The following is a 25,578-nucleotide window of genomic DNA, read 5'->3' on the forward strand; positions in this document are numbered from 1 at the left end:
GTGGGATGTCTGTGGGTGAGTGGCCGGGGGTGAGTGGCCGGGTGGTGAGTGGCCGGGTGGGGTGCTGGGTCAGTGGACGATGGATGCGGCCTGGTCCACCGCGGCGGCGACGTCGTTGTGCTCCGGGTAGAGCAGCGTTCGGCCGACGACGAGACCTTTCACGCCCGGCAGGCCGATGGCGCTCCCCCAGGCGTCGTACACCGCACCCGGCTCGGCGCCGGGCGCTGGATCGCCGCCGAGCAGCAGGGTCGGCAGGGTGGTCGCCGCCATCACCGCCGCCATGTCGTCGACGACGGGCAGCTTCAGCCAGCTATAGGCCGAGCTCGCCCCGAGACCGGAGGCGATGGCCACCGAGGTGATGACCGCATCCGTCGACAGGTCGTTGACGATCCGCTCGTCCTTCCACGCGCTCATGAACGGCTCGATCATGATCGGCAGCCGGGCGGCTGCCGCCGCGGTGACCGCGTCGGCCGACGCGGAGAGAGTGGATGCGGTGCCGTCGTCGGCGAGGTTGATCCGCACGAGCAGCTTGGCGAAGTCGAGGCGGGCGGCGACCAGCGCATCCACGTCGTAGGCGGTGAACCTGTCGTCCATCTCGAACGTGGCGCCGCGCAGCCCTCCGCGGTTCATCGAACCGACAGCGATGCGGCCGTCGAGGAGGCCGAGGACGGCCAGGTCCTCGATGATGTCCGGGGTGCCGAGCACGCCGTCGACCCCCGGCCGTTCGAGCGCCGCGGCGAGGCGCTGCAGCAGGTCGTACCTGTCGGCCATCGCGAGCGGGTCGGAGCCGACGCCGAGGGCGCCGCGCGCCGGGTGGTCGGCGGCCACGATGAAGAGGCGGTCGTCGCCGGTCAGCAGCTCGCGCGTCTGACGCGTGGCGAGAGCGTCGGCGATCCGCTCCGGCTCTGCCGCACGGATGCGGCGCAGTCGGTCGAAGTCGGCTGCCGAGATGGGACCGTCAGCGAGCTGCACGGGATGCTCCCTCCAGCAGCGCGTCGACCTCGGCGGTCGTCGGCATGGCGGTCGAGCACTCGCGGCGGCTGGCGACGATGGCGCCTGCCACATTGGCGAACCGGATCACCTGTTCGAGAGGCCATCCGGCCAGCAGGCCGTGGCACAGGGCGCCGCCGAAGCCGTCTCCTGCGCCGAGGCCGTTGACCACCTGAACGGGGAACGGCTCGACCTCCACGGTCTCCGTCCTGGTCTTGGCGAGCACACCGCGCGGGCCCTGCTTCACGACGGCGAGCTCCAGGCCGCGGTCGAGCAGCGCATCCGCCGCCCGGTGCGGGTCGGTCTCGCCGACGGCGATCTCGCACTCCTCGCGGTTGCCGACGGCGACGGTCGCGTGTTCGAGCGCGCGCGTCACCTCTGCGGTCGCCTCTGCCGGCGAATTCCAGAACATCGGACGGTAGTCGAGGTCGAGGACCGTCAGCGGGCGGCGCCCCCTCGCCTTCCAGGCCGCGTGGTGAGCGGTGCGGCTGGGCTCCTGCGAGAGGCCGGTGACGGTGGCCCAGAAGATGCGCGCATCCCGGATGGCGGCGAGGTCGAGCTCGGAGGGTTCGATCACGAGGTCGGGCGCGATGGGCTCGCGGTAGAAGTAGAGCGGGAAGTCGTCCGGCGGGAAGATCTCGCACAGCGTGATCGGGGTGTTGAGGCCGGGAACGGTCGAGACGAAGCGGTTGTCGACGCCGAGTCGCGCGATCTCGGCGCTCACGTAGCGACCGAGCGGGTCGGCGCCCGTGCGCGTGACGATGGCCGCGCGGCGACCGTGGCGGGCGGCGGCGACCGTGACGTTGGTGGCGCTTCCGCCGAGGTACTTGCCGAACGTGCTGACCTCTTCGAGGCCGACCCCGTCCTGCAGCGGGTAGAGGTCGACGCCCGACCGGCCGATGGCGATGAGGTCGAACGGTGCCTCCGGTGCCTCCGGTGCTTCCGCGGCCTGATCTGTGATCTGGGTCATCCCTCGGTGGTTGCCTTTCGCTCATGTCCTGACATAGTGACATGGAGAGCCTATTCGCGGCGTGCCCTGCGCGCAACCTCCCACTGTCAGAGGCCCCTGTCACACTCGAAGCATGGACCCCATCCTCTCCCTTCTCCTCGGACTCCTCGCCGGAATCGTGCTCGGAGCGGCAGCGGGCGGCTTCGCCGTCGTCACGCTCCTGCGGCGCCGCGCCGAGTCCGCCGCATCGGCCGCCCCGGCCGTTCCGGTGGAGGACCCGGCCGTGGTCGCAGCCCGCCACGCGGCAGAGCTGGCGGAGCTGCGCGCGGCGGAGGCGGCGGTGCAGGCCGAGATCCGCCAAGACCTCGCAGCCACGCAGGCGACGGCGGATGCCCTCCGCGAGCAGGTCATCTCGCACCAGCTTCAATACCGCGAGCTGGTCGAGCGGCACCGCGTCGAATCGGAGGCCAGGGAGCAGCGGGAACGCGCGGAGAGCAAGGTGCTGCAGGCGCTCGCGCCGGTGCGCGAGAGCCTGAGCGACATGCAGAAGAAGGTCGCCGACCTCGAGACGCAGCGCAACCAGCAGCACGGCGAGCTCGCGCAGCAGCTCAAGTCGGCCACCGAGTCGGAGGAGCGGCTGCGCAGCACGGCGGAGTCGCTGGCGTCCGCGCTGCGCTCCAACAGCACGCGCGGCGTGTGGGGCGAGACCCAACTGCGCAGCGTCGTCGAGGCCGCCGGGCTGATCGAGCGCGTCGATTTCAGCGTGCAGTCGAGCATCCAGTCGGAATCCGGCGCCGGGCGTCCGGACATGATCGTGCACCTGCCGGGCGGCAAGAGCATCGCGCTCGACGCCAAGGTGCCGTTCAACGCCTATCTCGAGGCCAGCCAGATCCCCGCCACCGCCACGGGGGCAGACGGCGCCCAGCGGGATGCGCTGCTCAAGCAGCACGTCAAGGCGGTGCGCGATCACATCACGGCCCTCGGCAACAAGGCGTACTGGACGGGCCTCGACTCCTCCCCCGAGCTGGTGATCGCGTTCATCCCGAGCGAGTCGCTGGTGTCGTCGGCGATGGAGGCCGACCCGTCGATCATGGAGTTCGCGTTCAGCAAGCGCGTCGCCCTGGCATCGCCCGTCACGCTGTGGTCGGTGCTGAAGACGGTGGCGTTCAGTTGGCAGCAGGATGTGCTCACCCAGGAGGCGAAGCAGCTCTTCGACCTGAGCCGCACCCTCTACACGCGGCTGTCCACCACGGCCACCCACATCGAGAAGCTCGGTCGCTCGCTGGAGCGCACGGTCAAGGACTACAACGGCTTCGTGGGGTCGTTCGAGCGCCAGGTGTTCCCCGCCGCGCGCAAGCTCAACGCCCTCGACGAGTCCAAGATGATCGGCGTCCTCGAAGGCATCGACGAGGCGCCGCGCGAACTCACCGCGTTCGAGCTCGTCGCCGAGCTCGGCGACGACGAGCCCAGCACGCCCGCCGCCTCCCTCCCCGAGCGCCGCTCCGCCTGAGCCCCCAAGCCCGCAGCCCGCAGCCCGCAGCAATCGAGCCCAGGCTTTTTCACCGCACAACGTCGCGTAACGGTGAAAAAGCCTGGGCTCGATGGCGTGGGGCGCTCTAGAGCTGGTCGGCCTCGAGCCACTTGGCGGCGAGGTGGTCCGCGATCACGCGGCGGATGGTGCCCGACTTGCTGCGCAGCACGATGCTCTCGGTGCGGATGATCGGGCCCTTGCGGCGCACGCCCTCGACCAGCCCGCCGTCGGTCACGCCCGTCGCGACGAAGAACGTGTTGTCGCCCTGCACCAGGTCGTCAGCGCCGTAGATGCGATCCATGTCGAGACCCGCCGCGATGCCGCCCGCGCGCTCTGCGTCGTCCTTCGGCGCCAGCTTTCCCTGCATGAATCCGCCGAGCGCCTTGATCGCGCACGCCGTGGTGATGCCCTCCGGGCTCCCGCCGATGCCGACGCACATGTCGATCCGCGACTCATAGCGGGCCGCGTTGATGCCGCCGGCGACGTCGCCGTCGAGCATCAGCCTGGTCCCCGCTCCCGCGGCGCGGATCTCCTCGATCAGTCCCTCATGACGCGGTCGGTCCAGGACGGCGACGCGGACCTCGCCGACCGGCTTGCCCTTCGCCTTCGCCAGCTCCCGGATGTTGTCCCCGATCGACTGCGACAGGTCGACGACCCCGATGCCCTCCGGCCCCGTGACGATCTTGTCCATGTAGAACACGCTCGACGCATCCAGCATCGACCCGCGGTCGGACACCGCGATCACCGACAGCGCGTTCTGGCGTCCGGCGGCGGTCAGCGACGTGCCGTCGATCGGGTCGACCGCGATGTCCACCGCCGGTCCCCGGCCGTTGCCGACGTGCTCGCCGTTGAACAGCATGGGGGCGTTGTCCTTCTCGCCCTCGCCGATGACGATCAGCCCGTCGAAGTTGACCGTACCGAGGAACTTGCGCATCGCATCCACTGCTGCGCCGTCTGCCGCGTTCTTGTCGCCTCGGCCGATGAACGGCGTCGCCCGGATGGCCGCAGCCTCTGTGGCTCTGACGAGCTCCATGGCCAGGTTCCTGTCTGGATGCAGGTAGAGGGATGCGGTGTCAGTGCTGATCATGATGGGTCCTCCCGGACGGATTCGGTGTCGTCGTCTTCGACGCTGCTGTATCGGCGATGCCAGTGTATCCGCGCGCCTGCACGCGGCGGCGGAAAGCGCACGAACGTTCACCTGGCGTACGCGGACGGCGCATCCCGGCCCCGGGCGGCAGGTCCGTACCTGCCAGCCGGAGCGCTCCCACCGGCTCGGTATGATGAGACCCGTTCGACACTTCGACTTCAAGGAGCTGCAATGCCCATCGCCACGCCGGACCAATATGCAGAAATGCTCGACAAGGCGAAGGCCGGTGGTTTCGCGTACCCCGCGTTCAACGTGTCGTCGTCGCAGACGATCAACTCGGTCCTCCAGGGCCTGACGGAAGCCGGCAGCGACGGCATCATCCAGGTGACCACCGGCGGCGCAGACTACTTCGCCGGTCAGACCGTGAAGAACCGCGCAGCGGGCGCCATCGCCTTCGCGAAGTTCGCCACCGAGGTCGCCAAGAACTATCCCGTCACGGTCGCCCTGCACACCGACCACTGCCCCAAGGACGCGCTCGACAGCTTCGTGCTGCCGCTCATCGCCGCCTCCGAGGAAGAGGTCCGCGCCGGACGCAACCCGATCTTCCAGTCCCACATGTGGGACGGCTCGGCCGTGCCGCTCGCGGAGAACCTCGAGATCGCGCAGGACATGATCAAGCGCACCAAGGCCATCAACGCCATCCTCGAGGTCGAGATCGGTGTCGTCGGCGGCGAAGAGGACGGCGTGCAGCACGAGGGCTCCAACGAGGCGCTCTACACGACCCTCGCCGACGTCGAGAAGGCCGTCGAAGCGCTCGGCCTCGGCGAGAACGGCCGCTACATGGCCGCCCTCACCTTCGGCAACGTCCACGGCGTGTACAAGCCGGGCAACGTGAAGCTGCGCCCCGAGCTGCTGAAGACCATCCAGGACGGCCTCGCCGCCAAGTACGGTCACGGCCCGAAGCCGCTCGACCTGGTCTTCCACGGCGGCTCCGGCTCGACCGACGCCGAGATCGCCGAGGCGGTCGCCAACGGCGTCATCAAGATGAACATCGACACGGACACGCAGTACGCGTTCACCCGCTCGATCGCCGACTACATGTTCAAGAACTACGACGGCGTCCTCAAGGTCGACGGCGAGGTCGGCAACAAGAAACTGTACGACCCGCGCGCGTGGGGCAAGGTCGCGGAGACGGCGATGGCCGCCCGCGTGATCGAGGCCACCAAGCAGCTCGGCTCGGCCGGACACTCCGGCAAGTAGTACACCGCGGCGGTCGGGGCTCGCGCTCCGGCCGCCGCGTCATATCCAGGGAGGTTGGCCGCCATGGCCGACGAGGAACAGAAACCCGACGAGCGACCACGCCCGAAGTACGGCGAGCTCGCCCCAGAGGGATGGGTGTGGCATCCACCGGCGGATGCGAACCGACTGGACACCTCGCATCCCACGGCAGAGCCGGACCGCTACGGCGAGCACGGCGACGCTGCCCAGCAGGACGCTGCCCACCGCGACGCCGCCCAGCGCGGCGCGATCCCCGTCCACCGGGATGCGCGCGCGCAGTACCCCGACCGTCCCGGCTTCGCCAGCCAGCACCCGCAGAGCCCGTCGACACAGTTGCGCTCCGACGCGCCGCGCTGGAACATGACCATCACGGTCGTGCTCATCGTCTTCGGCCTATTCGGCGCCACCAACTCGATCAGCGGTCTGCTGTCGCTGCCGTCCGCGATGCAGCTCATGCACCTCAACCAGAACCTCGGCGACTACACCCCCGCGGCGTCGGTGCAGGGCACGCTGATCGCTGGCGCCGTCGTCATCGGTCTGCTCTGGGTGATCTCGACCGCCCTGTCGGTCTGGCTGCTGGTCAAGCGCAGAATGGCGTTCTACATCCCGTTGATCGCGGGCGTCGTCGCACTCATCGCCCTGCTCGGCTTCATGTCGGCGGTGCTGCTCACCGACCCCGTGCTGATCGACTTCTACAGCGGGATCACCCCTCCGCCGACGAGCACGCCCACCCCCTGAGCCTCGCGGCCGCCGCGCAGGACGACCTGTGCGCCGCGAGCGACCCGCGAACGACCCGCGAACGACGAACGGCCCGGCGCATCCCGCACCGGGCCGTTCCGCCGTCTGGCGGCTGCTGTTACGCAGCGGCCTCGCCGCGCGCCTCGCGCAGGCCGGCGGCGAGCGGCGTCGTCGGCCGCCCGATCAGTTCGCTGAGCGTGGGCGTCGCGTCGGCGAGAGCGCCGTCCCGGATGTTGCCGTCGAGCGCCACGACGAACCCTGCCGTGCCATCGTCCAACCCGGCACCGGTCAGGATGCTCGTGTGCTCCTCGGGGCTCACCGACCGGTATGCGACGGGCTGGCCCAGGATGGCCGAGACCGTCTCGGCCAGGTCGGCGAACGTCCAGGCCACGTCGCCGGAGAGCTCGTAGACAGCGCCGTCGTGGCCGGGGGTGCTGAGCACGACGGCTGCAGCGTCGGCGTAGTCGGCGCGCGACGCGCTCGCGACCCTGCCGTCCGCTGCGCTCGACACGATCTCGCCTGTCGCGGCGGCGGTGTCGAGCTGGCCGACGTAGTTCTCGGTGTACCAGTTGTTGCGCAGGATGGTCACCGGCAGCCCGGAGTCCGCGAGCAGCTTCTCGGTTGCGGTGTGCTCCGGCGCGAGGACGAGCGCGGTGTCGTCGGCGTGCGGCGCGCTGGTGTAGACGATCCGGCCGGCCCCTGCCGCCACGGCCGCGTCGATGGCGTTGGCGTGCTGCTGCACCCGCTTGCCCACCTCGCTGCCGGAGACGAGCAGGAGCGCATCCGCCCCCGCGAACGCGGACACCAGGGTGTCGGGCTTCTCGAAGTCGATGGTGGCGGTCTGCACGCCGAGCGCCGCGACGGGCGCGAGCTTCTCCGCTGAGCGTCCGAGCGCGCGGATGTCGGCGGCGGGAACGCCGCGGGCGATGAGGGATTCGACGACGAGGCGTCCGAGGTGGCCGGTTGCTCCGGTGACGACGATGGTCATGGTGGTGTTTCCTTTCGGTCGGTCATCGAGGCCAACAGAGACCCCTGTCCGATACTTCCCATTCGAAGGTACCCACTTTTTGGTAAGTTACTGACGTGGACACCAGTACTCAGACGTTGAACGGCTTCGGCTTCACGGATGGCGTGCTCCCCTCGGCCTGCCCGACCCGCGTCGTCCTCAACCACGTCACCAGCACCTGGGGCGTGCTCGTGCTCGTCGCGCTCTCTCAGAGCGACCATCGCTGGGGCGAGCTGCGCCGCACGGTGCAGGGCATCAGCGAGAAGATGCTCGCCCAGACCCTGCGCACATTGGAGCGCGACGGCTTCGTCCTGCGCACGGCCCAGCCGACCATCCCGCCCCGCGTCGACTACAGCCTCACCCAGCGCGGCCGCGACCTCACCGAGCACCTCTTGCCGCTCATGTCCTGGATCGCCGCCAACGCCGACGACATCGTCGCCCCCGCCGCCGCCGCCGCCGCCGCCGAAACCGCCCCGGCCGCCGAAGCCATCGAGCCGGGAGTTATGCACGCGACACGCCGCGCCTAGGCGTGCATGAGTCCCGGCTCGATAGCTGAGGTCAGGGGGCCAGGGGTCCGGGGCCAGGGGTCAGCGACGGCCGCCGAGGGCGCGGGCGTCCTGGTTTCCTGCGAGGTCTTTACGGAGCTCCTTGGGCAGGGAGAACATGAGGTCCTCCTCGGCCGTCTTGACTTCCTGCACGTCGCCGTAGCCGGCGCCGCGGAGGTCGTCGAGCACTTCCTGCACCAGCACCTCCGGCACGGATGCTCCGCTCGTCACGCCGACCGTCGCCACGCCGTCGAGCCACTCCTGCTTGACCTCGCTGGCGTAGTCGACCCTGTACGCGGCCTTCGCGCCGTACTCCAGCGCGACCTCGACCAGGCGCACGGAGTTGGACGAGTTGGCGGAGCCGACCACGATCACCAGGTCGGCCTGCTCTGCGACCTTCTTGATCGCGACCTGGCGGTTCTGGGTGGCGTAGCAGATGTCGTCACTGGGCGGATCCTGCAGGTTCGGGAAGCGCTCGCGCAGGCGGCGCACCGTCTCCATCGTCTCGTCGACGGACAGCGTGGTCTGCGAGAGCCAGACGACCTTGTCCGGGTCTTTCACGGTGATCGTGTCCACATCGTCCGGGCTGTTCACGAGGGTGACGCGGTCGGGCGCGTGCCCGGCGGTGCCCTCGACCTCTTCGTGCCCCTTGTGGCCGATCAGCAGGATCTCGAAGTCGTCGCGGGCGAAGCGCACGGCCTCGCGGTGCACCTTCGTGACCAGCGGGCAGGTGGCGTCGATGGCCTGCAGCCCGCGATCGGATGCGGCCTGCACGACAGCGGGAGACACACCGTGAGCGCTGAACACGACGTGCGCGCCCTCCGGAACCTCCCCGACCTCGTCGACGAAGATCGCGCCCTGCTGCTCCAGCGTGGACACGACGTGGACGTTGTGCACGATCTGCTTGCGCACGTAGACGGGCGCGCCGTAGTGCTCGAGCGCCTTCTCGACGGCGATGACGGCCCTGTCCACACCCGCGCAGTATCCACGCGGTGCGGCCAGCAGGACCCTCTTGTGTCCGACGACCGGGGTATCCTGTAGCCGGCCTCGCGCACCGGGAATCCTCGGCATCGGAAGGCTGATGGTTGCGTCGCTCACCCTTCGATCCTAGGTGAGTGCGCTGAACACTGGTTGGGAGGCTCGGTGACGGACACGACCCGCGCACCGTCGATGGAGGTCGGCCCGCCCACAGCGGACGCCCCGTGGCCGGTCGCCACCCTGGCCGGCAAGATCCGCGGCTGGATCGAACGGCTCGGCACCGCCTGGGTCGAGGGCGAGATCACTCAGTGGGGCGTCTCCGGCGGAAACGTCTACGGCAAGCTCAAAGACCTCAACGAGGATGCGACGGTCAGCTTCACGATCTGGTCGTCCGTCAGGGCGCGCATCCCCGCCGACCTGAAGCAGGGCGACCGCGTGGTCGCCGCCATCAAGCCCAACTTCTGGGTCAAGGGCGGCACACTCACGATGCAGGTGTTCGACATGCGCCACGTCGGCCTCGGCGACCTGCTCGAACGTCTCGAACGGCTGCGCCAGCAGCTCACCGCCGAGGGCCTGTTCGCTCCGGAGCGCAAGAAACGCCTGCCGTTCCTCCCGCACACCATCGGGCTCGTCACCGGCAAGGACTCCGACGCCGAGAAGGACGTGCTCCGCAACGCCCAGTTGCGCTGGCCGCAGGTGCGCTTCCGCACGGTGTACGCCGCCGTCCAGGGCGACAGGACCGTCTCCGAGGTGACGGCTGCCATCCGGAAGCTCGACGCCGACCCCGAGGTCGAGGTCATCATCGTCGCCCGCGGCGGTGGCGACTTCCAGAACCTGCTCGGCTTCAGCGACGAAGTGCTCGTGCGCGCTGCGGCAGCCGCCACGACCCCGATCGTCAGCGCCATCGGCCACGAGGCGGACCGGCCGCTGATAGACGAGGTCGCCGACCTGCGCGCATCCACCCCGACGGATGCGGCCAAGCGCGTGGTCCCTGACGTCGCAGAAGAGCTCGCCCGCGTGCAGCAGGCGCGCGCCCGCATCGGGATGCGCGTGACGCACATGATCTCCGCCGAGATCGATCGCATCGGTCACCTCCGCACCCGCCCGTCGCTCGCGTCGTCGAGCTGGATCGTCGACTCCCGAGCGGAGGAGCTCACCCGTTTCGTCGCCCGCGGCGCCGAGCTGATCGAGCGCGGCGTCGACAGGGAGGCCACCAGGGTCGCCGAGCTCCGCGGCCAGTTGCGCGCGCTGTCGCCGCAGGGCACGCTCGACCGCGGCTACGCCATCGTGCAGCTCGCGTCCGGCCACGTCGTCACCTCCCCGGACGAGATGCCACCCGGCACCGGGTTGCGGCTCACCGTGTCCGGCGGGGCCGTCGCTGCGACGGCGGGAGACCACATCCCGTCGCCGGCAGGGCGCACAGAGGCCACGGCCACGAAGACAGCACTCAGCTAGACAAATAGAATGGATGCCATGCCCCCCACCGAGTCGACCTCCAGCGACGACGCCCTCGGCAGCGATCCGCTCGCCTCGCTCAGCTACGAGGAGGCGCGCGACGAGCTGATCCGTGTCGTCGGTCAACTGGAGCAGGGCTCGTCGACGCTGGAGGACTCGATCGCGCTCTGGGAGCGCGGCGAAGCCCTCGCGCGGCACTGCGAGGAGTGGCTGATCGGAGCGAAGGCCCGGCTGGATGCGGCACGCGCCGGGGCGGGCGTCGGCGCGGCAACCGCCGGATCGACGGACGCCGAATGAGCCCTCGCACCAAGCCACCCGCGGTGGTCGCCGAGCTCGGACGCCCGGAGACGCCGGAGGAGACCGCCGCGCGCAAGGCCGTGAACTCGGCCAACCACCGCAACAGGCAGACCGTCAACAACCTCGTCTACTCGCTGATCGCGTGCGTCGCACTCGTGGCCGTGATCGTGCTGTTCGTGCCCCGCGGCAACCCCACGTCGTCCGCGCCGCCCGTCGACTACGCCTCCATCGCCGCGCAGGCGCAGGGCTCGGAGCCGAACAGGCTGCTCGTGCCGGAGCTTCCGTCGAGCTGGAAGTCCAACAACGCCGAGCTGCGCACCAAGACGCCGGACGGCGTCGACTCCTGGTACATCGGGCTGATCACCCCGAAGGCCCAGTACATCGGCATCACCCAGGGCTTCGACGCGAACGACACCTGGACGGCGCAGCAGGTCAACAAATCCATGATCAAGGGCACCCGCACCATCGACGGCGTGCGCTGGGACGTCTACGACAACCGCACGTCCAGCGACGACAACGGCAACGTGGAGTACGCGCTCGTCAGCACGGCGGGCAAGAGCACGATCATCGTCTTCGGCACGGCCAGCGACGCCGAGTTCGGCACCGTCGCAGGGTCGCTCGCCGATCAGATCCGGCAACTGGGAGGTTCGTAATGGGTAAGCCGAGGCCGTCACGCGTCTGGGACGCGATGCTGCGTGGCAACGAGCGGTTCGTCTCCGGAGAGCCTGAGCATCCCCGCCAGGACGTCGAGCGCCGGGAGACCATCGCCACGGGTCAGGCCCCGCTGGCCGCGATCTTCGGATGCGCAGACTCCCGGCTCGCCGCCGAGATCATCTTCGATCTCGGGCTGGGCGACGCCTTCGTGGTGCGCAACGCCGGTCAGGTCATCTCCGACTCCGTGCTCGGCTCGCTGGAGTACGCGGTCGGCGTGCTGGAGGTCCCGCTGATCCTGGTGCTGGGGCACGACGAGTGCGGCGCCGTGCGTGCCGCCATCGACTCCCAGGCACAGGATGCGACCCCGCTCCCGCCGCACATCGCGCACCTCATCGCGCCCATCGTCCCCGCCGTGCACGCCATCGCCGGCGTCCCCGCCGATCAGCCGGTCGATCCGGCGACGGTGGATGCGCTCGCGGTCGGCCGCGAGCACCTGCGGCACACCGTCGCCGAGCTGCTCGAAGGCTCCGAGATGATCAGCGCCGCCGTCGCGGACGGTTCGTTGGCTATCGTTGGTGCCAACTACCGGCTTCAGGAAGGTCGGGTCGTCCCCGACGTCGTCGTCGGATTGGCCGCCCCGGTCACCGACTGAACCGCGGGAAGCCCGGCGATTCTGCCGGCCCCGCACCAGAAAGGAAAACACACCGTGGTGGACACCCAGGCGGACGCCGACTACCGCATCGAACACGACACGATGGGCGAGGTCCGCGTTCCTGCGGCCGCGCTCTACGGCGCGCAGACGCAGCGCGCCGTCGAGAACTTCCCGATCTCCGGATCGGTGCTCGAGCCGACGCAGATCGCTGCGCTGGCCCGCATCAAGAAGTCGGCCGCTCTCGCGAACGCCAAGCTCGGCGTGCTGGACCAGTCGATCGCCGACGCCATCGCGGCCGCTGCCGACGAGGTCGTCAGCGGCGCGCACGACGGCGAGTTCCCGATCGACGTGTACCAGACGGGCTCCGGCACGTCGTCGAACATGAACATGAACGAGGTGCTCGCGACACTGGCGTCCCGCACCCTCGGTCGGCCGGTGCACCCGAACGACCACGTGAACGCCTCGCAGTCGTCCAACGACGTGTTCCCCACGTCGGTGCACATCGCCGTGACCGGCGCGCTCATCGACGACCTCATCCCCGCGCTCGACCACCTCGCGGTGTCGCTCGAGCAGAAGGCGGAGCTGTGGGCCACCGTCGTCAAGAGCGGTCGCACCCACCTGATGGATGCGACCCCCGTCACCCTCGGCCAGGAGTTCGGCGGCTACGCCGCGCAGATCCGTCTCGGCATCGAGCGCGTGCAGGCGTCCCTGCACCGTGTGGCAGAGGTCCCGCTCGGCGGCACGGCGGTTGGCACCGGCATCAACACGCCGCTCGGCTTCCCGCAGCTCGTCATCGAGCTGCTCACGCAGGAGACCGAGCTGCCGATCACCGAGGCCCGCAACCACTTCGAGGCGCAGGCCAACCGGGATGCGCTGGTCGAGGCCTCCGGCGCCCTCCGCACCATCGCGGTCAGCCTCACCAAGATCTGCAACGACCTCCGCTGGATGGGCTCCGGCCCCAACACCGGCCTGGGCGAGCTGCACATCCCGGACCTCCAGCCCGGTTCGTCGATCATGCCTGGCAAGGTCAACCCGGTCATCCCGGAGGCGGTGCTGATGGTCGCCTCCCGCGTGATCGGCAACGACGCCACCATCGCCTGGAGCGGCGCGTCCGGCCTGTTCGAGCTCAACGTGGCGATCCCGGTCATGGGCACGGCGCTGCTCGAGTCGATCCGCCTGCTCACCCAGGGCTCGCGCGTTCTCGCCGACAAAACCGTCGCCGGCCTGGAGGCGAACGTGGAGCGCGCCCGCGCGTACGCGGAGTCGAGCCCGTCGATTGTGACGCCGCTCAACCGGGCCATCGGTTACGAGGCCGCCGCAAAGGTCGCCAAGCACTCCGTCGCCCAGGGCATGACCGTGCGCGAGGCCGTCATCGACCTCGGCTTCGTCGACCGCGGCGAGGTGACCCTCGAGCAGCTCGACAAGGCGCTCGACGTCCTCAGCATGACCCACCCGGGCTGAGCCCGAGGCGTTCACGCAGATGCTCGCTACGAAGGGCGCTCTCCTGCGGGAGGGCGCCCTTCGGCGTTCCCGCCCCTCGGCGTTCCCGGCCCTCGCGTTCCCGCCCCTCGCGTCCAGGCGCTCGGCGCGACCGGCGGCGACCGGCTCACAGCACCGCTCCGACCGCCCAGAAAGCTCCGAGCAGGTACGGCCCCAGCGGCACCCCGTCCGCCGCGGATGCGCCACGCAGCAGCGAAACCGCCGCCACGATCCCCGCCACACCGAACGCCACCGCCAGCCACGCGACAACGGCGACCACCGCATCCACCTGCGCGTGCACGGCCAGCCCGCCGAGCACCAGCGCGACGACGCCCGCGAGCTTGACGTCGCCCATCCCGAGCGCTCCCCCGGCCGCCGCGCAGAGCAGGACGGCGAGCACAACGGCCGCGACCGTCACCGGACCGGTGACGGCATCGAGCCCGCCTCCGTGCCCCACCGCTCCCCAGAGCATCCCCACCGCCGCGAACGCGTATCCGGGGAGCACCAGCGCGTTCGGGAGGCGGCGCTCTCGCAGGTCGACCGCGCAGAGAGGAAACGTCACGGCCGCGAGGAACGCGGTCCCGACCACACGCGACGGCGCCGCTCCCGCAGAGTCCAGCGCGATCAGCGCGCACCCGACCAACACGGCCAGCACGGCCAGCACAGCCAGCACAGCCAGCACAGCCAGCACAGCCGCGACAGCCGCGAGCCTGGCCGCCCACCAGGCAGCGCAGAGGCCGACCGGTGCCTGCCCGGTCGGCCTCCGTAACGTTCGCTGCTGCTTCCCCACAGAGCGACGCTAACAACCCGTCGAACGCCCCAGTACGTTATCCACATCCGGGGGCGTGGATGCGGTTGTTCACATCACTTCGTTCCCTTCCAGCATCTCCGTCACCAGCGCCGCGATCGCCGAGCGCTCCGAACGGGTGAGCGTGATGTGCCCGAACAGCGGGTGCCCCTTCAGCGTCTCGATCACCGAGGCGACGCCGTCGTGACGGCCGACCCGGAGGTTGTCGCGCTGCGCGACGTCGTGCGTCAGCACAACGCGGGAGTTCTGTCCGACCCGGCTCAGCACGGTCAGCAGCACGTTGCGCTCCAGCGACTGGGCCTCGTCGACGATCACGAACGCGTCGTGTAGCGACCGGCCCCTGATGTGCGTGAGCGGCAGCACCTCGAGGATGCCGCGGTCCTGCACCTCGTCGAGCACGTTCTGCGAGACGAGCGCTCCGAGGGTGTCGAAGATCGCCTGGCCCCACGGGTTCATCTTCTCGCCCTGGTCGCCCGGCAGGTAGCCGAGCTCCTGGCCGCCCACCGCGTACAGCGGCCGGAACACCATGATCTTCTTGTGCTGCTGCCGTTCGAGCACCGCCTCCAGCCCGGCGCAGAGAGCGAGGGCCGACTTGCCGGTGCCCGCCCGTCCGCCCAGCGAGAGAATGCCGATCTCCGGGTCGAGGAGCATGTCGATGGCGAGGCGTTGCTCGGCCGAGCGGCCGTGCAGCCCGAACACGTCCCTGTCTCCGCGGACGAGCTTCAGCTCGCCGTCCGCCACCACGCGGCCGAGGGCGGAGCCGCGGTCGGAGTGGATGATGAGGCCCGTGTTGGCGGGCATCCCATCGACCAGCTCTGTGCGCATCCACTCGTTCTCGTAGAGGTCGCTCATCGCGTCGCTGCCGAGGGAGACCTCGGCGAGTCCGGTCCAGCCGGAGTCGACGGCGAGTTCGTGCCGGTACTCCTCCGCCGCCAGACCGATCGACGCCGCCTTGACGCGCAGCGGAAGGTCTTTGGAGACGACCGTGACGGCGAGGCCGTCGTTGGCGAGGTTCAGCGCGACCGCCAGGATGCGCGAGTCGTTGTCCCCGAGCTGCAATCCGCTCGGCAGCACCGACATGTTGGAGTGGTTGAGCTCCACCCGCAACGATCCGCCGTCACCGACCGGGATGGGGAAATCGAGCCGTTCGTGCTTGATCCTCAGCTCGTCCAGATTGCGCAGTGCCTGCCGCGCGAAGTAGCCGATCTCGGGATCGTTGCGTTTGCCCTCCAGTTCGCTCACGACGACGACGGGGATGACGACAGCGTGTTCGGCGAAACGGAAGATCGCCTGGGGGTCGGACAGCAGGACCGAGGTGTCGAGCACGTACGTGCGCTCCGCCTGGTTGATTCCGCTGCCGGTCGACTCGAACTGTCGGGTACCTGATTCAGCCACGACCACTCCCACCCCGCTCGCTCTGTAGAGCTCGCGGATCTGTTTGGCGAGTCGGCCGGTGGGTGTCGAAACGAACTTACGTGGCCGTCTCGATCGGGCTCCGTGCCCGATAAGCCGAACCTACGCCGCGCCAAGCCCCCGTCCGTCCGACACACCGCCGTGTCGCGTTTCCATCAGATGAACTTTCGCCCCCACTTCGGGTGCGCCCCACACCGACGCCATCGAGCCCAGGCTTTTTCACCGTATTCGACGCGTATACGGTGAAAAACCCTGGGCTCGATGGCTAGGGGCTGGGGCGCGCTCAGGAGGCGGAGGCGTAGGAGGTGAAGGCGGCCCGGAGCATGTCGAAGGTCTCGTCGGTGGTGCCGGCGTGGACCGAGATGCGCACGTTGGTGGCCCGGATGGATGCGGTGATCCCGTGGTTGAAGAGGCTCGCGCTCAGCGCGGTCAGCTGCTCCGGCAGCGGCTCCAGCACGACCATGCCCGCCCGCTCGGCGGCGTTGCGCGACGACGCGACCGGGATCGCGTACTCGTCGGCGAGGTCGAACACGCGCTCCACCCTGTCGCCGATCGCCGCGCCGACGGCGGGGACGCCCACCGCGGCGATGTCCTCGAGCGCCGCGGCGAACCTGGCCTGCGCGATCGGGTCGGGGTTCGAGATGCTGAACGCGCGCGTGCTGGCGCTCGGCTCCCCCACCTCGTCCCACGATCCGTCCAGATCGGCGCCGGTCCAGCCGCTGAACACCGGGGTGAGGTGCTCGATGGCGCGCTCGCTCGCGACGAGGAAGCCTGTCCCCCATCCGGCGCGCGCCCATTTCTGCCCGCCGGCGACCACGACGTCCGCCACCTCGTACGGCGCGTCGACGACGCCGAAGCCCTGGATCGCATCCACGATCAGCAGCCGGTCGCCGATCACCTGGCGGATGCCGTCGATGTCAGCCAGGTAGCCGGTGCGCGAGTCCACGAGACTCACCATCACGGCCGTCGTGTTGGAGGTGAGCTGCTCTTTGATGCGCGCCGGCGTGACCCGCTGGTGGTCGGTCTCCAGCCAGGTCGGCGTGACGACCCGCATCGCCTGCGAGGCCCGCACGGCCGCGTAGGTGATGCTCGGGAACTCGGCGGCGGACAGCAGCACCTCGCCGCCGGTGAGCCCGAACGCGGCGTGCATGAGCCCGATCGACGCGGTCGGCTGGAACGACACCTGGTCGGACGGGAACCGGGTGAGCGCGGCCACCGCATCCCGTACCCGCTGGTCCTCTGCGCGCATCCGCTCGATGCTGCCGAACCGAGCCTTGGCGAGGATCTCGTACTGCCCGACCGCTTCGGCGAGCGCCGCCGCCGAGATCGGACCCACCCTGCCGTAGTCGAGGTAGCCGGACTCCTCGGTGAACCCGGCAGCGAACTCGTCGATCGTCTTCGTCATGTGTGTTGTGACCTCCCGGAACATTCTGTCAGTCCGGGGATGCGCGGATCGCCCGGCGGCGTCTCACAGGGCGGCTAATCACCCGGCGGCGCGCGTGGGCTCCACGGCGCTCGCGTCGCCGCGACGCTCCGCCGCATCCGCGAGGTAGCGGGACACCGGGGGAAGCCAGAGCGGAACCGCCGCCGCGATCGCGCAGACGGTCGCGACGAGGAGTCCCACGTGGGAGACGCCGTCGTCGCCCCCGAAGCCGAGCAGCGACGACTCGGTGGCGTCGCTCAGGAGGACGATCGCGACCGCGCTGACCACCAGCCGGGCGAGCGCCGACCCGCGCTGCACGAACAGGGAGCCGATCACCTGCACCGCCACCACGATCACGGTCACCCCCGCCTGCACGAGCGCCACGATCGCAGGGCCCCAGGCGTTCGGCACGATCAGAGCCTGCGCGACGACGAGGATGCACGCCACGAACGCGATGAACGCGGCAGCGACCGAGAACCACAGGTACGGTCCCGCCGCCTGCGCGCTCCGGTCCGGCTCGGCGACGGGCGCAGAGCGCAGCGCGGTCGGTCGGCGCGCCGTCAGGGCGAGCACGCACGCCGCGAGGGTGAGGGCGGCGAAGCCCAGCCAGGTGAGCGACGTGGAACTGAACAGGCTCCGGAGATCGAAATGCGTGAGGTAGGTGAGCTGCACCACGTGGACGACGAGAAGCAGCCCGGACAGCAGGATCGCGGCGACGAGCCAGCCGAGACCAGCGCCCCGCGCTGCCCTGCGCGCGATGCCGAGCACCAGGCAGACGACGGTCAGAGCGAGCAGCACCGCTCTGGCGCCGAACTCCGAGGCGAACAGCACACCGTCGCTCATCCCGACGGTCCAGAGCGCATAGAGGCCGATCACGCGCAGTGCCGACCAGGCGAGCCCGATGCCGAGCAGCGCGGCGGCCGACGCCGTCCAGGCCGCGACGCGCATCCGGCCGTCGTCCGCCCGCCATGCCGTCAGAGCGAGTCGTCTCGCAGCACCCATCGCAACCCCCATCGGTCGAACCCCGTCGTCACCGTCCGCCCCTCACCCCAGAGCTGATTCCGTTGACGGATTCCCCCCGACCATAGCAGCGGCCGGGCGCTCAGCCGCCGAACCGCCGCTGCCGTCGCGAGTAGTCGCGCACGGCGCGCAGGAAGTCGACCTCGCGCAGGTCGGGGCCGAGAGCTTCCACGAAGTAGAACTCGCTGTGCGCGCTCTGCCAGAGCATGAAGTCGCTGAGCCGCTGCTCGCCGGAGGTGCGGATGACGAGGTCGGGGTCCGGCTGGCCACCGGTGTAGAGGTGTTCGCCGATCAGGTCGGGGGTGAGCAGGTCGGCGAGGGTCTCCAGGCTTCCCCCCTGAGCGTGGTGGGCGGCGACGATGTCGCGCATCGCATCCACGATCTCCTTGCGTCCTCCGTAGCCGACCGCCAGGTTCACGTGCAGGCCGGTGTTCTGCGCTGTGCGGTCCTCAGCGCCCGTCAGAGCGGCGATCAGCGGCTCCGGCAGCCCAGCGGTCGAGCCGACGTGCTGGACGCGCCAGTCGCGGTAGCGGGACAGGTCGTCGGCGAGCTCGGCGATGATCTCGATGAGGTCGGAGAGCTCGCCGCTCTCGCGGTTGGTGAGGTTGTCGCTGGAGAGCAGGTAGAGCGTCACCACCGAGATCCCGAGGTCGTCGCACCACTCCAGGAACTCGCGCATCTTCGCCGCACCTGCACGGTGCCCGTGGGCCACGGTGGTCAGCCCGAGCTGGCGCGCCCAGCGCCGGTTGCCGTCGATGATCATCGCCACGTGGCGGGGCATCGACTCGGCGGGCAGGTTCCGCTTGAGCTTGCTCTGGTAGAGCCCGTAGAGCAGCCCACGTCCGAGGGGGAAACTCCATCTGCTCACGGAAGTACGTTACCGCGACCTCAGCGCCGAACTCACAGCATGAGGTCACGCGGCTCCCGTACCCTTGGGCCATGACAGCGCACGATGCCCAGAAGTCGGAAGACGTCGCCGAGTCCCTGAGCGGGCCGGCAGACACTCTCGACTCCGCCGATGCCGCCGTCAAGGCAGACGAAGGCCGCGGCCCAGACCTCCCCAACATCCCGCTCCTGGATGCGTCCCCCGCCAACCCCGCCGAGATCAAGCCCACCTGGCGCGGCTGGATCCACGCCGGCACGTTCCCCGTCACCATCGCGGCCGGGATCGTGCTCATCACGCTCGCGGACGGCGCCCCGGCGAAGTGGTCGTCCGCGGTGTTCGTGCTCACGTCGCTGCTGCTGTTCGGCAACTCGGCGCTCTACCACCGCTTCAACTGGAAGCCGCGGATGAAGGTCCTCCTCAAGCGGATCGACCACGCCAACATCTTCCTTCTGATCGCGGGCACGTACACCCCGCTGGCGGTGCTCGCGCTGCCGCCGTCGAAGGGCATCCTGCTGCTGTCGCTGGTCTGGACGGGCGCCCTGCTCGGCATCGCCTTCCGGGTGTTCTGGATCCACGCGCCGCGCTGGCTGTACGTACCGCTCTACCTGGCGCTCGGCTGGGGCGCGCTGATGTACGTCGTCGATCTGCTCGACGCGAACGTCGCCATGATGGTGCTGGTGCTCGTCGGCGGTCTGTTCTACTCGATCGGCGCGGTCATTTACGGCATCAAGAAACCGAACCCGGTCCCCGGTGTGTTCGGGTTCCACGAGATCTTCCACACGCTGACCGTCCTGGCGTTCCTCTGCCACTGGACGGCGGTGCTCCTGATCGCGCTGCACCCGGTCTACAACGTGGGCTGAGGGCGGCGGCTGAGCTCTGACTCCGCGCCTGGCGACTCAGCGCCTGGCGACTCAGCGCATACTCCGCGACTGGCGACTCAGCGCGCGGTGTCGTCCCGGCCGTCCGACCCGGTCTCGCCGCTCTGGCCGGCCTGCTCGGCGTCCAGCTTCTCCGCGATCTCAGCCCGGTACCGCACCCGACGGATGCGCCTGGTCATGTCGAGCGCGAGGAGTACAGCGGCGACGGCCACCAGGAAGGTGACGATGAATCCGACCACACCAGGGGTGACCTGGTCGTCGCTCGGGCCACCGGTCGGGGTGGGCGTCGGGGTCGCAGCGGTGACCCACACGGCCGCGCGCAGCAGCGCATCCTGGATCATCGCACTCCCTCGCGGTCGAGAACGATTCCTGCGCGCAGGGCGGTTACGGGCATCCGGGTCTCCACTTTCGAGCCGTGGACGAAGCGCAGGGTTTCACAGCTTCGTCTTCTAGTCTGGGTTCAAGCCTACCGTCGCCAGGACGGTGCACTTTCCACGGGAGAACGCTCAGTGCAGGGAGAAGGATGGCGGTGACCGAGACCATCGATCGCCGTTACGGTCGCACGCCCAATCGCAAACGCCGGGATCGCTGGTGGATCATCGGAGCAGCCATCGCGTTCGTCGCGATCTTCACCGCGTGGGTCTTCTGGGCGGGGTGGGACAACGACCAGGCCGACCTGGAGACGACAGACACGGCATACACGATCACGGATGCGCATCACGTGTCGATCAGCTTCTCCGTGAACACTCCTCCCGGCACCCCGGTGACCTGCGCCATCCAGGCGCTGAACGAGTCGTTCGCCGTCGTCGGCTGGCGCATCATCAGCATTCCGGCCTCCGAGAAGCGGCTCACCGACTACACCGAGACGATCAGGACGACGGAACAAAGCAACACTGGTTTGATTTCCAGTTGCTGGCTGACCTAGGATTCTTCGATACGCCCCGACCTGATGTCGGGGCGTCGACTTTATCCAGCCGGTCCCCGGACCGGCCGATCTGCCCAGCCGGTCCCCGACCGGCGGCGCAAAGGAGTTCATCATGCCTCAGGAGTCTCAGGTCAGCTTTCTGACCCAGGATGCGTACGACCGTCTCGCGGCCGAACTCGAGGAGCTCAGCGTCAACGGCCGAAACGAGATCGCGAAGCGCATCGAAGCGGCCCGCGAGGAGGGCGACCTCAAGGAGAACGGCGGATACCACGCTGCGAAGGACGAGCAGGGCAAGATCGAGGCCCGCATCGTGCAGCTCACCAACCTGCTGCGCAACTCGACGGTGAGCGAAGCCCCGCAGAGCCACGGTGTCGTGGAACCGGGAACCGTCATCACCGCGACGATCGCTGGCGACGAGAGCACCTTCCTCATCGGCAACCGCGAGATCGCCGCGGGCACCGACCTGCAGGTCTACTCGGAGGGCAGCCCGCTGGGCGAGGCCATCCTCGGCCTCAAGGTCGACGAGTCGACCACGTACACGGCCCCGAACGGCAAGCAGATCGCCGTCACCATCCTGAAGGTCGAGACCTACACCGGCTGACCGGCGCTCGACTCGTGCGAAAAGCGCGGTGCAGGTCTCCTGCACCGCGCTTTTTGCACGATCCGTGCGGCCTACTCGTAGTCGAGAACGGGGTCGTAGCCCGCGGCGCGCAGCGCCTCGATGACGTGGTGACGGTGGTCGGTGCCGCGGGTCTCGACGCTCACGTCGAGCTCGACCTGGCTGAGCTGCAGGCCCCGGCCGTGGCGGGTGTGCAGCACCTCGACCACATTGGCGTTGACACCGGCGAGGATTTCGGAGATGCGTGCGAGCTGGCCTGGGCGGTCGGGCAGCATGATCGTGAGCTTGAGGTAGCGGTCGGAGGCGGCGAGACCGTGGCTGATGATGCGCTGCATCAGCAGCGGGTCGATGTTGCCTCCGGAGAGGATCGCGACGGTCGGCCCGAGCGCCGGGATCTTGCCTGCGAGGATCGCCGCGACCGCGGCGGCGCCGGCGGGCTCCACGACGAGCTTCGCTCGCTCGAGCAGTACGAGCAGAGCGCGGGCGATGTCGTCCTCGGACACGGTGACGATCTCGTCGACCACGTCGCGGATGATCTGGAAGTTGAGCGAGCCCGGCTTGCTCACGGCGATGCCGTCCGCGATGGTCGCGACCAGCGCGATCTCGGTCGGCTCCCCCGCTTCGAGCGAGGGCGGGTATGCGGCGGCGTTCGCGGCCTGCACGCCGATCACGCGGATCTCGCGACCCTCGGCCGCCGCGCGCTGCTTGACCGCGCTGGCGACGCCGGAGATGAGCCCTCCGCCGCCGATGGGCACGACGATGGTGGCCGCATCCGGGACGTCGTCGAGGATCTCGAGACCGAGCGTGCCCTGACCGGCGACCACGTCCGGATGGTCGAACGGCGGGATGAGGACGGCCCCGGTCTCAGCGGCGAAGTCGGCGGCGGCGCGCAGCGTCTCGTCGACGATGCTGCCGCTGAGGACCACATCCGCCCCGTAGTCGCGGGTGGCCTGGAACTTGGGGATGGCGACCCCGACAGGCATGAAGATCGTGGCGTGGATGCCCAGCTCCCTGGCCGCGAACGCGACGCCCTGAGCGTGGTTGCCCGCCGAGGCCGCGACGACGCCGCGCTCGCGTTCCTCTGCACTCAGCGTGGCCATCCTGTTGTACGCGCCGCGGATCTTGTACGACCCGGTGCGCTGCAGGTTCTCGCACTTGAGGAGCACCGGTGCTCCGAGCACGTCGGCGAGGAACCGCGACGTCTCGACCGGCGTCGGCTCTGCGACCCTGGACACGATGGCGCGCGCAGCCTCGATCTCGTCAAGGCTCGGCCCGGCGAAAGGAGTGCGCGTCGAATCAGTCAGCGTGGCCACGGGGACAGCCTACTCGCGGACGTATTCCGCGAGTCGAATGTGACCGACGGCGACCGCAGCCGACCGCAGCCGACCGCCGCGACCGCGGTCGCCGGTGACCGGCGCGGGCGACGTCACCGTCACGTCCGCGCCCTGCGCGGCTGCCGCGGCACCGTCTGCCAGAGCACCGTGTCCGGCGCGGCGTACGGCCCGGACGAGCCTTCCCGCCACGCTCCGCTCGAGACGTAGTGCACCATCACGTTGAGCACGGCGGCCACCGGCACCGCGAACAGCGCGCCGGGGATGCCGGCGAGGAGCGAGCCAGCTGCGACGGCGAGCACGACGGCCAGCGGATGCACCTTGACCGCGGTTCCCATGATCAGCGGCTGCAGCACGTGGCCCTCGATCTGCTGCACCAGGAGCACGACCGCGAGCATGATGAGCGCGAACACCCAGCCCTTGAAGATCAGCGCGATGAAGATCGCCAGCGCACCGGTGACCACCGCACCCACCACCGGGATGAACGAGCCGAGGAACACCAGCACGGCGATCGGGATCACCAGCGGCAGACCGAGGAAGAACGCCCCGAGGCCGATGCCGAGCGCATCGATCGACGCGACCAGGATCTGCACCTTCACGAAGTTGCGCAGCGTCACCCAGCCCGCCTGGCCAGCACCGTCGACCGCCCGGCGAGCGCGCTTCGGGAAGATGCGCACGATCCAGCTCCAGATGGAGCGTCCGTCGATGAGGATGAACAGCGTGCTGAACAGGGCGAGCAGCACTCCGGCGAGCACGTGGCCGAGCGTCGAGCCGATCGAGAGAGCGCCTGAGATGAAGATCTGGCTGTCCTGCTGGACCGACTTGACGAGCGAGTCCAGCGCACCGCTGATCTGGCTCTCGCTGAGGCCGAGCGGCCCGGAGGTGAGCCACGCGCGGAACTGGTCGTACGCCGCCACCGACTGCGTCTGCAGCTCGTGGCTCTCCTTGGTGACCTGCCAGACGGCCAGATAGAGCAGGCCGCCGATCACCACGATCACCGACACCATGGCGGCCACGATCGCCGCCCAGCGCGGCCACCGGTGACGGTGCAGGAAGTCGACGAACGGCACGAGCAGCGCCGAGATGAGCACGGCGATCAGCAGCGGGATGATGATGAGCCGCAACTGCACCACCAGGAAGATCGCGACGGCGATGACCGCGCCGATGACCAGCAGCCGCCACGACCAGGCGCCCGCCACGAGCATCCCGTGCGGCAGCGATTCCTCGACCGATGCGCCAGGCTCGCCCGACTGGCCGGTGCGCCCCGGCTTGCTCTGCGCCGCACCGCGGGCTTTCAGGAACCAGCCCCGCGCAGGCGCGCGGTTCTCGCCCGGCGTGACGGTGATCTGCTTCGGCGTCGCGTCGTTGTCTGACATGCTCGCCAGTCTAGGCTGGCCGCTCCGGGCGTCCACGGGGTTGACTCCGGCTGTGCACAACGCACAGGATGCGCTCAGGTGTGGAGCGCCGGACGGCGCCCACCGCGGCGGCGAAAGCCATCACGCCTGCGCCGCGGCCCCCACCGTGACCGGCGTCCCCGCCAGCGACAGGTGGATGCGCTCCCCCGGCGCAGGGGCGTTCCGCGTCTCGTGCTGAACGGCCAGCTCCGTCCCGTCGTCGAGGCGCACCCTGGTGCGGCGCAGCGCCCCGAGGAAGCTCGTCGTCAGCACGACGCCCGCCAGCGCGCCTGCGCCTGCCCGTTCCCCGGCTCCCGCACCTGCCTCGGCTCGCGCCCCCGCCTGGCCCGCGAACAGCACGTCCTCCGGCCGGAGGTACACCGTGACGGGTCCGTCCGCCGACGGCGACACCAGGGGCACCCGCATCCCGAACACGGTCAGCTCTCCGCCCGTGACGACGCCGGGCACGCGGTTGGTGAGTCCGACGAACTCGGCGACGAACGCGGACACCGGCCTGCGGTACAGCTCCTCCGGCTCGCCGATCTGCTCGATGTCGCCCGCGCGCATCACCGCCACCCGATCGGCGACGGCGAGCGCCTCCTCCTGGTCGTGCGTGACGAAGAAGGTGGTGATGCCGAGCTCGGTCTGGATGCGGCGGATCTCGTCGCGCAACTGCACCCTGACCTTCGCATCCAGGGCGGACAGTGGCTCGTCGAGGAGCAGCACGCGCGGGCGGGTGACGAGCGCCCTGGCGAGGGCGACGCGCTGCTGCTGGCCGCCGGAGAGCTGGTGCGCGTAGCGATCCGCGTGGTGGTCGAGTCCGACCAGTTCGAGAGCCTCCGCTGCACGGCGGCGGCGGTCGGCGGTCGCGACCTTGCGCATCCGGAGACCGAATTCGACGTTCTGCCCGGCGGTGAGGTGCGGGAACAGCGAGTAGGACTGGAAGACCATGCCGAGGTCGCGGCGGTTGGTCGGCTGGTCGGTGACATCCTCTCCGTCGATGAGGATGCTTCCGGCATCCACCCGCTCCAGCCCGGCCAGCGCGCGGAGCGCCGTGGTCTTGCCGCAGCCACTCGGGCCGAGCAGGGCGATCAGCTCGCCGGGGCGGGCGCTGAGGCTGAGCCCGGCGAGACCGGCGCCGCCGCCGAAGTCGCGGACGACGCCGCGGAGTTCGACGGTGCTGCCGAGCCCCTGCGCGGACGCAGGGACGGGACGGACGGAGGTTTCGAGTGCGGACACAGG

At 69.7% G+C, this 25,578-nt stretch carries 26 protein-coding genes; 12 read left to right on the top strand and 14 right to left on the bottom strand.

All coding sequences use genetic code 11. From position 1 onward, the window contains the following. Nucleotides 1-69: 69 nt before the first annotated feature. Nucleotides 70-972, bottom strand: a complete 903-nt coding sequence (locus ACYVGI_RS09625; RefSeq protein ID WP_460632368.1) for a Cgl0159 family (beta/alpha)8-fold protein — start codon at nucleotides 970-972, stop codon at nucleotides 70-72. After that, nucleotides 959-1,960 (bottom strand): 5-dehydro-2-deoxygluconokinase, encoded by a 1,002-nt coding sequence (gene iolC / locus ACYVGI_RS09630; RefSeq protein WP_460632369.1) that lies wholly within the window; start codon nucleotides 1,958-1,960, stop codon nucleotides 959-961. The genes ACYVGI_RS09625 and iolC overlap by 14 nt, the downstream gene beginning before the upstream one ends. A 112-nt stretch (nucleotides 1,961-2,072) precedes the next feature. On the opposite strand from iolC, the gene ACYVGI_RS09635 reads away from it, so the two are divergent. Further along, nucleotides 2,073-3,449, top strand: a complete 1,377-nt coding sequence (locus ACYVGI_RS09635) for a DNA recombination protein RmuC (RefSeq protein WP_460632370.1) — start codon at nucleotides 2,073-2,075, stop codon at nucleotides 3,447-3,449. Nucleotides 3,450-3,555: 106 nt separating this feature from the next. On the opposite strand, the gene glpX is transcribed toward ACYVGI_RS09635, so the two are convergent. Further along, nucleotides 3,556-4,557 carry a class II fructose-bisphosphatase gene (gene glpX, locus ACYVGI_RS09640; protein WP_460632371.1) on the bottom strand — a complete coding sequence of 334 codons (1,002 nt, stop codon included), beginning with the start codon at nucleotides 4,555-4,557 and terminating at the stop codon, nucleotides 3,556-3,558. 231 nt (nucleotides 4,558-4,788) lie between these two features. Here glpX and fbaA point away from each other — a divergent pair, with 231 nt between their 5' ends. Next, complete coding sequence (gene fbaA, locus ACYVGI_RS09645) at nucleotides 4,789-5,817, top strand: class II fructose-bisphosphate aldolase (protein WP_460632372.1); 1,029 nt, start codon at nucleotides 4,789-4,791, stop codon at nucleotides 5,815-5,817. 63 nt (nucleotides 5,818-5,880) lie between these two features. Continuing rightward, nucleotides 5,881-6,573, top strand: a complete 693-nt coding sequence (locus tag ACYVGI_RS09650; protein WP_460632373.1) for a DUF6264 family protein — start codon at nucleotides 5,881-5,883, stop codon at nucleotides 6,571-6,573. Nucleotides 6,574-6,691: 118 nt separating this feature from the next. Here the strand turns inward: ACYVGI_RS09650 and ACYVGI_RS09655 are convergent, their stop codons facing one another. Further along, on the bottom strand, nucleotides 6,692-7,561 hold the full coding sequence (locus tag ACYVGI_RS09655; protein ID WP_460632374.1) for an SDR family oxidoreductase: 870 nt from the start codon (nucleotides 7,559-7,561) through the stop codon (nucleotides 6,692-6,694). Between the two features lie 95 nt (nucleotides 7,562-7,656). Between ACYVGI_RS09655 and ACYVGI_RS09660 the strand changes: the two genes are divergently transcribed. Next, nucleotides 7,657-8,106, top strand: coding sequence for a winged helix-turn-helix transcriptional regulator (locus ACYVGI_RS09660; RefSeq protein ID WP_460632375.1), 450 nt, complete (start codon nucleotides 7,657-7,659; stop codon nucleotides 8,104-8,106). Between the two features lie 60 nt (nucleotides 8,107-8,166). Here the strand turns inward: ACYVGI_RS09660 and ACYVGI_RS09665 are convergent, their stop codons facing one another. After that, the gene (locus tag ACYVGI_RS09665) at nucleotides 8,167-9,195 is read right to left on the bottom strand and encodes a 4-hydroxy-3-methylbut-2-enyl diphosphate reductase (protein ID WP_460632434.1); all 1,029 of its coding nucleotides are present in this window, start codon (nucleotides 9,193-9,195) and stop codon (nucleotides 8,167-8,169) included. Between the two features lie 99 nt (nucleotides 9,196-9,294). On the opposite strand from ACYVGI_RS09665, the gene xseA reads away from it, so the two are divergent. Genes xseA through ACYVGI_RS09690 form a run of 5 tightly spaced genes read left to right on the top strand, consistent with a single transcriptional unit; the run spans nucleotide 9,295 to nucleotide 13,621 of the window. Further along, a complete protein-coding gene (xseA, locus tag ACYVGI_RS09670; RefSeq protein ID WP_460632435.1) occupies nucleotides 9,295-10,557 on the top strand; it encodes an exodeoxyribonuclease VII large subunit in 1,263 nt (420 codons plus the stop codon). Nucleotides 10,558-10,575: 18 nt separating this feature from the next. After that, nucleotides 10,576-10,854, top strand: a complete 279-nt coding sequence (locus ACYVGI_RS09675; protein ID WP_460632376.1) for an exodeoxyribonuclease VII small subunit — start codon at nucleotides 10,576-10,578, stop codon at nucleotides 10,852-10,854. Further along, complete coding sequence (locus ACYVGI_RS09680; protein ID WP_460632377.1) at nucleotides 10,851-11,507, top strand: DUF4245 domain-containing protein; 657 nt, start codon at nucleotides 10,851-10,853, stop codon at nucleotides 11,505-11,507. Before ACYVGI_RS09675 ends, ACYVGI_RS09680 begins: the two co-directional genes overlap by 4 nt. After that, nucleotides 11,507-12,160, top strand: coding sequence for a carbonic anhydrase (locus ACYVGI_RS09685; protein ID WP_460632378.1), 654 nt, complete (start codon nucleotides 11,507-11,509; stop codon nucleotides 12,158-12,160). The genes ACYVGI_RS09680 and ACYVGI_RS09685 overlap by 1 nt, the downstream gene beginning before the upstream one ends. 54 nt (nucleotides 12,161-12,214) lie before the next feature. After that, on the top strand, nucleotides 12,215-13,621 hold the full coding sequence (locus ACYVGI_RS09690; RefSeq protein ID WP_460632379.1) for a class II fumarate hydratase: 1,407 nt from the start codon (nucleotides 12,215-12,217) through the stop codon (nucleotides 13,619-13,621). Nucleotides 13,622-13,766: 145 nt separating this feature from the next. Here ACYVGI_RS09690 and ACYVGI_RS09695 read toward each other — a convergent pair whose 3' ends face one another. The 5 genes from ACYVGI_RS09695 to ACYVGI_RS09715 all read right to left on the bottom strand — a co-directional run bounded on the left by ACYVGI_RS09695 (nucleotide 13,767) and on the right by ACYVGI_RS09715 (nucleotide 19,171). Next, on the bottom strand, nucleotides 13,767-14,429 hold the full coding sequence (locus tag ACYVGI_RS09695) for a prepilin peptidase (protein ID WP_460632380.1): 663 nt from the start codon (nucleotides 14,427-14,429) through the stop codon (nucleotides 13,767-13,769). 69 nt (nucleotides 14,430-14,498) lie between these two features. After that, nucleotides 14,499-15,848: a PhoH family protein gene (locus tag ACYVGI_RS09700; protein WP_460632381.1), complete on the bottom strand. Its 1,350-nt coding sequence runs from the start codon at nucleotides 15,846-15,848 to the stop codon at nucleotides 14,499-14,501. Between the two features lie 295 nt (nucleotides 15,849-16,143). Further along, nucleotides 16,144-17,265 carry an aminotransferase class V-fold PLP-dependent enzyme gene (locus ACYVGI_RS09705; protein WP_460632382.1) on the bottom strand — a complete coding sequence of 374 codons (1,122 nt, stop codon included), beginning with the start codon at nucleotides 17,263-17,265 and terminating at the stop codon, nucleotides 16,144-16,146. Between the two features lie 78 nt (nucleotides 17,266-17,343). Continuing rightward, nucleotides 17,344-18,285 (bottom strand): hypothetical protein, encoded by a 942-nt coding sequence (locus ACYVGI_RS09710; protein WP_460632383.1) that lies wholly within the window; start codon nucleotides 18,283-18,285, stop codon nucleotides 17,344-17,346. A 100-nt stretch (nucleotides 18,286-18,385) separates the two neighbouring features. Beyond that, a complete protein-coding gene (locus tag ACYVGI_RS09715; RefSeq protein ID WP_460632384.1) occupies nucleotides 18,386-19,171 on the bottom strand; it encodes an isoprenyl transferase in 786 nt (261 codons plus the stop codon). Nucleotides 19,172-19,242: 71 nt separating this feature from the next. Here ACYVGI_RS09715 and trhA point away from each other — a divergent pair, with 71 nt between their 5' ends. Next, complete coding sequence (gene trhA / locus ACYVGI_RS09720; protein ID WP_460632385.1) at nucleotides 19,243-20,049, top strand: PAQR family membrane homeostasis protein TrhA; 807 nt, start codon at nucleotides 19,243-19,245, stop codon at nucleotides 20,047-20,049. A gap of 77 nt (nucleotides 20,050-20,126) precedes the next feature. On the opposite strand, the gene ACYVGI_RS09725 is transcribed toward trhA, so the two are convergent. Next, a complete protein-coding gene (locus ACYVGI_RS09725; protein ID WP_460632386.1) occupies nucleotides 20,127-20,408 on the bottom strand; it encodes a hypothetical protein in 282 nt (93 codons plus the stop codon). A 188-nt stretch (nucleotides 20,409-20,596) separates the two neighbouring features. Here ACYVGI_RS09725 and ACYVGI_RS09730 point away from each other — a divergent pair, with 188 nt between their 5' ends. Both ACYVGI_RS09730 and greA read left to right on the top strand, forming a co-directional pair. After that, nucleotides 20,597-20,992, top strand: coding sequence for a DUF4307 domain-containing protein (locus ACYVGI_RS09730; RefSeq protein ID WP_460632387.1), 396 nt, complete (start codon nucleotides 20,597-20,599; stop codon nucleotides 20,990-20,992). A gap of 112 nt (nucleotides 20,993-21,104) precedes the next feature. Next, complete coding sequence (gene greA / locus ACYVGI_RS09735; RefSeq protein ID WP_460632388.1) at nucleotides 21,105-21,593, top strand: transcription elongation factor GreA; 489 nt, start codon at nucleotides 21,105-21,107, stop codon at nucleotides 21,591-21,593. Between the two features lie 71 nt (nucleotides 21,594-21,664). On the opposite strand, the gene ilvA is transcribed toward greA, so the two are convergent. The 3 genes from ilvA to ACYVGI_RS09750 form a co-directional block, all read right to left on the bottom strand. Further along, complete coding sequence (gene ilvA, locus ACYVGI_RS09740) at nucleotides 21,665-22,924, bottom strand: threonine ammonia-lyase (RefSeq protein WP_460632389.1); 1,260 nt, start codon at nucleotides 22,922-22,924, stop codon at nucleotides 21,665-21,667. Nucleotides 22,925-23,043: 119 nt separating this feature from the next. Then, on the bottom strand, nucleotides 23,044-24,318 hold the full coding sequence (locus ACYVGI_RS09745; protein WP_460632390.1) for an AI-2E family transporter: 1,275 nt from the start codon (nucleotides 24,316-24,318) through the stop codon (nucleotides 23,044-23,046). Between the two features lie 120 nt (nucleotides 24,319-24,438). Then, nucleotides 24,439-25,575, bottom strand: a complete 1,137-nt coding sequence (locus tag ACYVGI_RS09750) for an ABC transporter ATP-binding protein (RefSeq protein ID WP_460632391.1) — start codon at nucleotides 25,573-25,575, stop codon at nucleotides 24,439-24,441. Nucleotides 25,576-25,578 lie beyond the last annotated feature (3 nt).

Source organism: Leifsonia lichenia (assembly GCF_054780215.1).

What these genes read in the sequence shown, in the direction of transcription:
- ACYVGI_RS09655 (WP_460632374.1), bottom strand. Translation starts at nt 7,561, where the DNA reads ATGACCATCGTCGTCACCGGAGCAACCGGCCACCTCGGACGCCTCGTC.
- ACYVGI_RS09710 (WP_460632383.1), bottom strand. Translation starts at nt 18,285, where the DNA reads ATGGGTGCTGCGAGACGACTCGCTCTGACGGCATGGCGGGCGGACGAC.
- ACYVGI_RS09635 (WP_460632370.1), top strand. Translation starts at nt 2,073, where the DNA reads ATGGACCCCATCCTCTCCCTTCTCCTCGGACTCCTCGCCGGAATCGTG.
- ACYVGI_RS09675 (WP_460632376.1), top strand. Translation starts at nt 10,576, where the DNA reads ATGCCCCCCACCGAGTCGACCTCCAGCGACGACGCCCTCGGCAGCGAT.
- ACYVGI_RS09680 (WP_460632377.1), top strand. Translation starts at nt 10,851, where the DNA reads ATGAGCCCTCGCACCAAGCCACCCGCGGTGGTCGCCGAGCTCGGACGC.
- trhA (WP_460632385.1), top strand. Translation starts at nt 19,243, where the DNA reads ATGACAGCGCACGATGCCCAGAAGTCGGAAGACGTCGCCGAGTCCCTG.
- ACYVGI_RS09745 (WP_460632390.1), bottom strand. Translation starts at nt 24,318, where the DNA reads ATGTCAGACAACGACGCGACGCCGAAGCAGATCACCGTCACGCCGGGC.
- ACYVGI_RS09685 (WP_460632378.1), top strand. Translation starts at nt 11,507, where the DNA reads ATGGGTAAGCCGAGGCCGTCACGCGTCTGGGACGCGATGCTGCGTGGC.
- ACYVGI_RS09705 (WP_460632382.1), bottom strand. Translation starts at nt 17,265, where the DNA reads ATGACGAAGACGATCGACGAGTTCGCTGCCGGGTTCACCGAGGAGTCC.
- greA (WP_460632388.1), top strand. Translation starts at nt 21,105, where the DNA reads ATGCCTCAGGAGTCTCAGGTCAGCTTTCTGACCCAGGATGCGTACGAC.
- ACYVGI_RS09650 (WP_460632373.1), top strand. Translation starts at nt 5,881, where the DNA reads ATGGCCGACGAGGAACAGAAACCCGACGAGCGACCACGCCCGAAGTAC.
- glpX (WP_460632371.1), bottom strand. Translation starts at nt 4,557, where the DNA reads ATGATCAGCACTGACACCGCATCCCTCTACCTGCATCCAGACAGGAAC.
- ACYVGI_RS09665 (WP_460632434.1), bottom strand. Translation starts at nt 9,195, where the DNA reads ATGCCGAGGATTCCCGGTGCGCGAGGCCGGCTACAGGATACCCCGGTC.
- fbaA (WP_460632372.1), top strand. Translation starts at nt 4,789, where the DNA reads ATGCCCATCGCCACGCCGGACCAATATGCAGAAATGCTCGACAAGGCG.
- xseA (WP_460632435.1), top strand. Translation starts at nt 9,295, where the DNA reads ATGGAGGTCGGCCCGCCCACAGCGGACGCCCCGTGGCCGGTCGCCACC.
- iolC (WP_460632369.1), bottom strand. Translation starts at nt 1,960, where the DNA reads ATGACCCAGATCACAGATCAGGCCGCGGAAGCACCGGAGGCACCGGAG.
- ACYVGI_RS09725 (WP_460632386.1), bottom strand. Translation starts at nt 20,408, where the DNA reads ATGATCCAGGATGCGCTGCTGCGCGCGGCCGTGTGGGTCACCGCTGCG.